The sequence below is a fragment of the Kitasatospora sp. NPDC101183 genome, from assembly GCF_044767945.1.
Taxonomy (GTDB): domain Bacteria; phylum Actinomycetota; class Actinomycetes; order Streptomycetales; family Streptomycetaceae; genus Kitasatospora.
Genome location: NZ_JBIWOW010000001.1, coordinates 493,620 through 499,753 on the forward strand (window position 1 = coordinate 493,620; position 6,134 = coordinate 499,753).

The window sequence follows — 6,134 nt, forward strand, 5'->3', positions numbered from 1 at the left end:
CAGGGGATCGACAGCAAGCCGAGCAGGCACGAGGTCGACCTCTGCTCCCGGCCTCGCTCCCCTGCGGTCGGCATGGTCAGAGGTTCTTGGAAGCCACAGGGCCGGGAGCGGGCGGGTCGGCGGCGAGGTCGTGGCGCAGCTGCTCCTGGAGCGGCTGCACGCTCTCGCGGATCTCGTCGCCGAGGCCGGACAGTTCCGGGGCGGCGGCGGTGAGGGCGCGGGCCACCAGGGCCTTGGGGTGGAGGTCCTGGGGGCGCAGGTCGGCGAACTCCGGGCCCAGGCTCTGCTTGAGCTCGTCGGTGCCGGTGCGGGCGAACGCCTGGAGGTTGCGCAGCAGCCGCATGGCGTCGGCGATCAGTGCGGGGACCTTCTCCGGCCCGAAGATGATGACGGCCAGCGCCATGAGGACAGCGATCTTGACCAGGCTCAGGTCGAGCACGTGAACGCCCCTTGACGTCGAAGGCTGGTGCGGCGGATGCGCCGGATCGGCGGGTTGAACGGTTCGGCCCCCGGCGGTGGTGTGATCACCGGACGGCGTCGGCGAGTTCGCTCGCCTCGACCGGCTGGGCGGTGGGCGGGGCCGACGCCTCGTCGTCGGGCAGGAGTGCGTCGGGCCGACGGGCCTTGCGGCGGTCGTGCAGGGAGCAGATGCCGAGGGCCGCGAGGAAGAGCAGGCAGATCGGGACGGCCAGGACCAGCATCGTCAGCGGGTCGCCGGTGGGCACGACGACGGCGGCGAACACGAAGATCAGGAAGATGATGATCCGCCACCAGCCGCGCAGCCGGGCGGCGTTGACGATGCCGACCAGGTTGAGGACGACCAGCAGCAGCGGGAACTGGAAGGACAGGCCGAAGACGACGACCATCCGCAGGAAGAAGTCCAGGAACTCGTCCCCGGGCAGGACCAGGCCGAACGAGGACGGCGTGAAGGAGGCCAGCAGCTCGATCGTCTTCGGGAAGACCGCGTAGGCCAGGGCCGCGCCGGCGGTGAACAGCGGTACGGCCGCCGCCGCGAACCCGAGGCCGTAGCGGCGCTCGCGGCGGTACAGGCCCGGTGCGATGAACGCCCACACCTGGTAGGACCAGACGGGGCTGGCCGTCAGCACGCCGACGACGAGCGCGACCTTGAAGGAGAAGCTGAGCGGGCTCAGTGCGCCTTGCAGGACGAGCAGTCCGTTCGGACAGGCCGGGGTGGCGGCGCCGACGCCGTGCACGTGGGTGATCCGGCAGGCGGGGCCCGTCAGGGCGTCCACGACCCGCTCGTGGACGGCCCATCCGACCGCCGAACCCGCCAGCAGGGACAGAGCCACCTTCGTCAACCGGGAGCGCAGCTCCCGCAGATGGCCGCGCAGCGGCATGACGGCACCGTGGGGGTTGTCCACCGGCCGGCCGGGAGTTCCTCGGGCTTTCACGCTGACCCTTCCGCGTCCAGGAGAGCGGGCTCAGCGCGCGGAACGCGACGACTCGCCGACAGGTGCGGGCCCCGGCTCGACGACGCCGCCCTCCAGTACGGCCGCCTCGCCCCTCGGACCGGACGCGGCGGACCCTTCGCCCGGCTGCGCGCCCTCGCTCTTCAGGGCGTTCGTCTCGGCTTTGAGGATGCGCAACGACTTGCCCAGCGCCCGTGCCGAGTCCGGGAGCCGTTTGGCTCCGAACAGCACGAGGACGACCAGGCCGATGATGACGATTTCCCACCCGCGAGTCTGGAACATTCCGGGCACCTCAGATCCTTCGTGCACGGCCGGTAGCCGCTCGGCGACGCCCGCCGGTTCCTGGGAGGGGGCGGGAGCGTCCTGTCGCACGGTCTTCGTGCTCCGCCGGGCGGAAGATGGGTCCGGCCGGACTCAACTTCCCTTTTCACCCGCTCGGGTGAGCGCGTGGCCGTTGAGCTGCGGCGCAGCTGAGCCGACCAGGTGAAGAACGCTCGCGAGCGGTTGCGCGGCGCCTTGACCCGGGCATCGCGCCGGCACTTCACTTCCGGTGACCGCCCGGCGCCTGGGGCCACGGCCGTCACCTTCAATCGCCTTTCCCGCCTGCGCGCATCGCCGGGCGGGATCGTCCACCGTCGCGGACGGCAATCAGGCCGAGCCGGCGGCCCGCCTGTTCACTCCACACCGATGTGAAGGAGAATTCATGTCCCCGGACACCCCCTCAGCCGACACACCGCCCGACGGCCTGTCCCGACGCCGCCTCATGCGCCAAGCGGCCGCGGTCGGTGCCGCCGGCCTGGCCGCGACGCTGGTCACCGCCACCGGACCGGCCGTCGCCACCGAGAACGAACCGGTCGGTGAAACGCCCGGCGCACCGGTGCCCGACCACGACGAGCCGATGATCGTGCACGTCCGCGACATCCGCTCCGGCCACCTCGACCTGTACAGCGGCGAGCGCCACCAGCGCATCCAGGACCCGCAGTTGGCCACAGCCCTGGCCCGCGCCCTCGCCTGACCCGCCCACAGCACCGGCCGGCTCCCGGCGGCGGCCAGGAGCCGGCCGGCCACTCCTCCCTGCCCGCACACACCCCCGTGAGGTTCACATGTCCTCCCACCGCGAAGCCCCCGAGATCTCCAAGGACCCGGTCGCCGACAGCACCGACGTCTACGCCTTCGTCAGCCCCGACGACTGCGACACCGTCACCCTCATCGCCAACTACATCCCGCTCCAGGGCCCGGCCGGCGGCCCCAACTTCTACGAGTTCGGCGACGACGTCCTCTACGCCGTCCACATCGACAACGACAACGACGGCCGCCCCGACGTCACCTACGAGTTCCGCTTCCAGGTCCAGGTCCGCAACCCCGACTCGTTCCTCTACAACACCGGGCCGATCACCTCCCTCGACGACCCGAACTGGAACCGCCGCCAGACCTACACCGTCACCCGCGTCGAAGCCGGCGAGCGCCGCCGCGTCCTCGGCGAGCACCTGGCCTGTCCGCCGTGCAACATCGGCCCGCTCTCCACCCCCGACTACACCTCCCTCGCCAACTCCGCGGTGCACCAGCTCGACGGCGGCCGCAAGGTCTTCGCCGGGCAGCGCGCCGAAGGCTTCTACGTCGACCTCGGCGCCGTCTTCGACCTCGGGACCCTGCGCCCGTTCCAGCAACTCCACGTCATGCCCGCCTTCAGCCAAGGCGCCCCGGGCGTGAACACCACCAAAGCGCTCAACGTCCACAGCATCGCCCTCCAGGTCCCGATCACCGACCTGACCTGGGGCGGACGCAAGCCCGGAGACGTCACGGACCCGCACGCCACCATCGGCGTGTGGACGACCGCCTCCCGCCGCCAGGCCCGCATCATCAACACGACCGGGCACGACACCGAGTCCGGGCCCTTCGTCCAGGTCTCCCGCCTGGGCAACCCCCTGTTCAACGAGGTCATCGTCCCCATGGGGAAGAAGGACCTCTGGAACTCCCAACCCCCGGCCGACGACAAGAACTTCGCCCAGTACGTCGCCACGCCCGAGCTGGCCAGGCTCCTTCCCGCGCTCTACCCGGGCGTCTTCCCCAGCCTCGCCGCCTACACCAAGCCCCGCGCCGACCTGCTCGCCATCCTCCTCACCGGCATCCCGAACGGCGTCGTCCCCGGCTTCCAGAACTACACCGGCGATACCCAGGCCGACATGCTGCGTCTCAACGTCGCCGTTCCCCCGGCCACCAAGCCCAACATCCTGGGCCTGGTGGCCGGGGACGCGGCCGGCTTCCCCAACGGCCGCCGGGTCTTCGACGACGTCGTCACCGTCGAACTGCGCGCCGTCGCGGGCCTCACCCTGCCGCTGGTCGACCCCTCCTTCACCCCCGACGCCGCCACCAGCGCCATCACCGACGGCCTCACCCCCGCCGACGTCACGAACCCCTACCTGGACGCCTTCCCCTACCTGGGCGTCCCGTACGACGGCTACCACAACCCGTCCAACTGACGTGCTCCGTGCCGGGGTTCGAGTGAACGACCACCCGCACCCCGGCACACCCGCGACAACCGACAGTCCGCAGCGACGAGCGAGAGCCGGCCCATGACCCAGCAGCACACCCATCCCCATCCGCACGTCCACGCGCCGCTGCCCGCCCCCTCCCGCGAAGGCAGCGTCGTCCTGGAGATCGGCGGCACCCTCGGCGCCCTGATCATCTACACCGGTCCGGCCGACGACGGTCTGGAGATCGAAGTCAGCCCCGTCGGCGACGACACCACCCGCACCCACGCCGCCGTCCGCCCGCGCCACCTCGTGGCGCACACCACCCACTGCGCCGTCATCTCGCCCCTCCCCGAGGGCGACTACACGATCTGGCGCACCCCGCAGAGCCCGGACACCACCTGCACCGTCCGCGGCGGCGGAGTCACCGAACACCACTGGTCATAGCACCATCCTGCCCCGGTCGCGCCGCGGTGGCGCGGGCCTGTGGTGGCCGCCGCACGGCGCGGCCCGGGAAACTGGCGCCGGCGCGGGCCAATCCGGCGGCCCACCTGCCTCGAAGGCCACATGCCAGCAGTTTTGTTCACCTGGCCGGTCCCCCGTTTCCGGCCATGTCGTGGGGAGACCCGTGATGCCCGCCGTCCGTCCGTGGGGCCCGCCGCCCGCCCGCCGCCTCCGGGGAGCGGGCGGATGAGCGCCGTCGTCCACCTGTCCGGCCCCGTGCGGCCGGGCCCGGACCTCAAAGAGCTCCTCGCCAGGGTCGCCCGCGGAGACCAGGACGCCTTCTCCCGTCTGTACGAAACGGTCGCGGGCCCGGTGCTCGGCCTGGTTCGCCGGGTGCTGCGCGACCCCGCCCAGTCCGAGGAGGTCGCCCAGGAAGTGCTGCTGGAGGTCTGGCGCACCGCCGCCCGGTACCGCGCCGAACGCGGCGAAGTGATGCCGTGGGTGCTCACCATCGCCCACCGCCGAGCCGTCGACCGGGTGCGCTCCGCGCAGGCCGCCGCCGATCGTGACCAGCGCGCCGCGGCCGCCGCCCGCACCCCCGAGTTCGACGAGGTCGCCGAGCAGGTCGAGGGCCGGCTGGAGCGCGAACAGGTACGCCGCTGCATGCGCACGCTCACCGACCTCCAGCGCGAGGCGTTGACGCTGGCCTACTACCGCGGCTACACCTACCCCCAGGTCGCCGAGGTCCTCGGCGCCCCGCTGGGCACCGTCAAGACCCGTATGCGCGACGGACTCATCCGCCTGCGCGACTGCCTGGGGGTAGGAGCATGAGCGCCGCCGACCTGCACACCCTCACCGGCGCCTACGCCGCCCACGCCCTCGACCCCGACGAGAGCGCCGAGTTCGAACGCCACCTGGCCAACTGCCCGGCCTGCGCGCAGGAGGTCGCCGAGTTCGCCGCCACCCTCGCCCGGCTCGGCGCCGCCCAGGCCGTCCTCCCCCCGCCGGCCCTGAAGGCCCGGGTGATGGCCGCACTACCCACGCTGCGCCAGGAGGCCCCGCGCACCGCCCCGGAACCGGTGCGCCGTCCCGGCCGTCTCGCCAGGGGCCGGCGGAGCCTCGGCCTCGCGGCTTGCCTGGCGCTCGCCGTCGGTGCGGGCGCCGTGGCCGTGCAGCAGCACCAACAGGCCGGGCAGGCCCGCGAGCGCGCTGCCGTGCTCCAGCAGCAACAGGACCGTTTCGCCGCCTTGCTCGCGGCGCCCGACGCCCGCACCGCCACTGGTACCGCCACCGGAGGCGGCGGCGTGGGCACGGTGGTGTGGTCGAACAGCCGGTCCCAGGCCGGCTTCCTGGCCTCCGGCCTGCCGGCGCCCGCCGCCGGCACCACGTACGAGCTGTGGTTCAACGACGCGGGAACGATGCGCCCGGCCGGGCTGCTGCCCTCCGGCGACGGGGTCCTCCTGCTGACCGGGCCGCTGGAGAGGGCCAGCGGCATCGGCGTCACCCTCGAACCGGCGGGCGGCTCCGCGCACCCCACCACGGCGCCGGTCCTGCTCCTGTCCTTCACCTGACCGGACCGGCCCGGCCGGTTCCCCCGTCGGCGGGCCGGCGCATCCCTCCGGCCTCTGGCCGAAGCCGGTCACGCGACGCGGCTGTCGACCTGTCGTGGACGGCCGTGGGGGGGGGGGGCCCCGGGGGGGGGGCGCCCCCCCCGCCGCCCCCCGGCCCCCCCCCGCCGGCCCCCCCCCCCGGGGGCCCCCCCCCCCCCGGCCCCCCCCCCCCCCCCCCG

General features: G+C 73.2%; 8 protein-coding genes. 5 read left to right on the top strand and 3 right to left on the bottom strand.

Going from position 1 to position 6,134, the window contains the following annotated elements:
• Nucleotides 1–76: 76 nt before the first annotated feature.
• The 3 genes from ACIRRS_RS02100 to tatA all read right to left on the bottom strand — a co-directional run bounded on the left by ACIRRS_RS02100 (nt 77) and on the right by tatA (nt 1,712).
• Entirely contained in the window at nt 77–439 is a 363-nt protein-coding gene (locus tag ACIRRS_RS02100; protein ID WP_402963497.1) for a hypothetical protein, read from the bottom strand.
• An 85-nt stretch (nt 440–524) separates the two neighbouring features.
• Nucleotides 525–1,382 (bottom strand): twin-arginine translocase subunit TatC, encoded by an 858-nt coding sequence (tatC, locus tag ACIRRS_RS02105; RefSeq protein ID WP_402963500.1) that lies wholly within the window; start codon nt 1,380–1,382, stop codon nt 525–527.
• Between the two features lie 60 nt (nt 1,383–1,442).
• Complete coding sequence (gene tatA, locus ACIRRS_RS02110) at nt 1,443–1,712, bottom strand: Sec-independent protein translocase subunit TatA (RefSeq protein ID WP_402963503.1); 270 nt, start codon at nt 1,710–1,712, stop codon at nt 1,443–1,445.
• A 421-nt stretch (nt 1,713–2,133) separates the two neighbouring features.
• On the opposite strand from tatA, the gene ACIRRS_RS02115 reads away from it, so the two are divergent.
• The 5 genes from ACIRRS_RS02115 (at nt 2,134) to ACIRRS_RS02135 (ending at nt 5,916) form a co-directional block, all read left to right on the top strand.
• A complete protein-coding gene (locus ACIRRS_RS02115) occupies nt 2,134–2,445 on the top strand; it encodes a hypothetical protein (RefSeq protein WP_402963506.1) in 312 nt (103 codons plus the stop codon).
• Nucleotides 2,446–2,533: 88 nt separating this feature from the next.
• Nucleotides 2,534–3,910 (top strand): DUF4331 domain-containing protein, encoded by a 1,377-nt coding sequence (locus ACIRRS_RS02120; protein ID WP_402963509.1) that lies wholly within the window; start codon nt 2,534–2,536, stop codon nt 3,908–3,910.
• Nucleotides 3,911–4,003: 93 nt separating this feature from the next.
• Entirely contained in the window at nt 4,004–4,348 is a 345-nt protein-coding gene (locus ACIRRS_RS02125; protein WP_402963512.1) for a hypothetical protein, read from the top strand.
• Nucleotides 4,349–4,591: 243 nt separating this feature from the next.
• On the top strand, nt 4,592–5,176 hold the full coding sequence (locus ACIRRS_RS02130) for a sigma-70 family RNA polymerase sigma factor (RefSeq protein WP_402963515.1): 585 nt from the start codon (nt 4,592–4,594) through the stop codon (nt 5,174–5,176).
• Entirely contained in the window at nt 5,173–5,916 is a 744-nt protein-coding gene (locus ACIRRS_RS02135; RefSeq protein WP_402963518.1) for an anti-sigma factor domain-containing protein, read from the top strand. The genes ACIRRS_RS02130 and ACIRRS_RS02135 overlap by 4 nt, the downstream gene beginning before the upstream one ends.
• The last annotated feature ends 218 nt before the right edge of the window (nt 5,917–6,134 follow it).

Excerpts from the sequence above, each read along its gene's own strand:
- ACIRRS_RS02130 (WP_402963515.1), top strand. The coding sequence starts at position 4,592 with ATGAGCGCCGTCGTCCACCTGTCCGGCCCCGTGCGGCCGGGCCCGGAC.
- ACIRRS_RS02115 (WP_402963506.1), top strand. The coding sequence starts at position 2,134 with ATGTCCCCGGACACCCCCTCAGCCGACACACCGCCCGACGGCCTGTCC.
- ACIRRS_RS02125 (WP_402963512.1), top strand. The coding sequence starts at position 4,004 with ATGACCCAGCAGCACACCCATCCCCATCCGCACGTCCACGCGCCGCTG.
- ACIRRS_RS02135 (WP_402963518.1), top strand. The coding sequence starts at position 5,173 with ATGAGCGCCGCCGACCTGCACACCCTCACCGGCGCCTACGCCGCCCAC.
- ACIRRS_RS02120 (WP_402963509.1), top strand. The coding sequence starts at position 2,534 with ATGTCCTCCCACCGCGAAGCCCCCGAGATCTCCAAGGACCCGGTCGCC.
- tatA (WP_402963503.1), bottom strand. The coding sequence starts at position 1,712 with ATGTTCCAGACTCGCGGGTGGGAAATCGTCATCATCGGCCTGGTCGTC.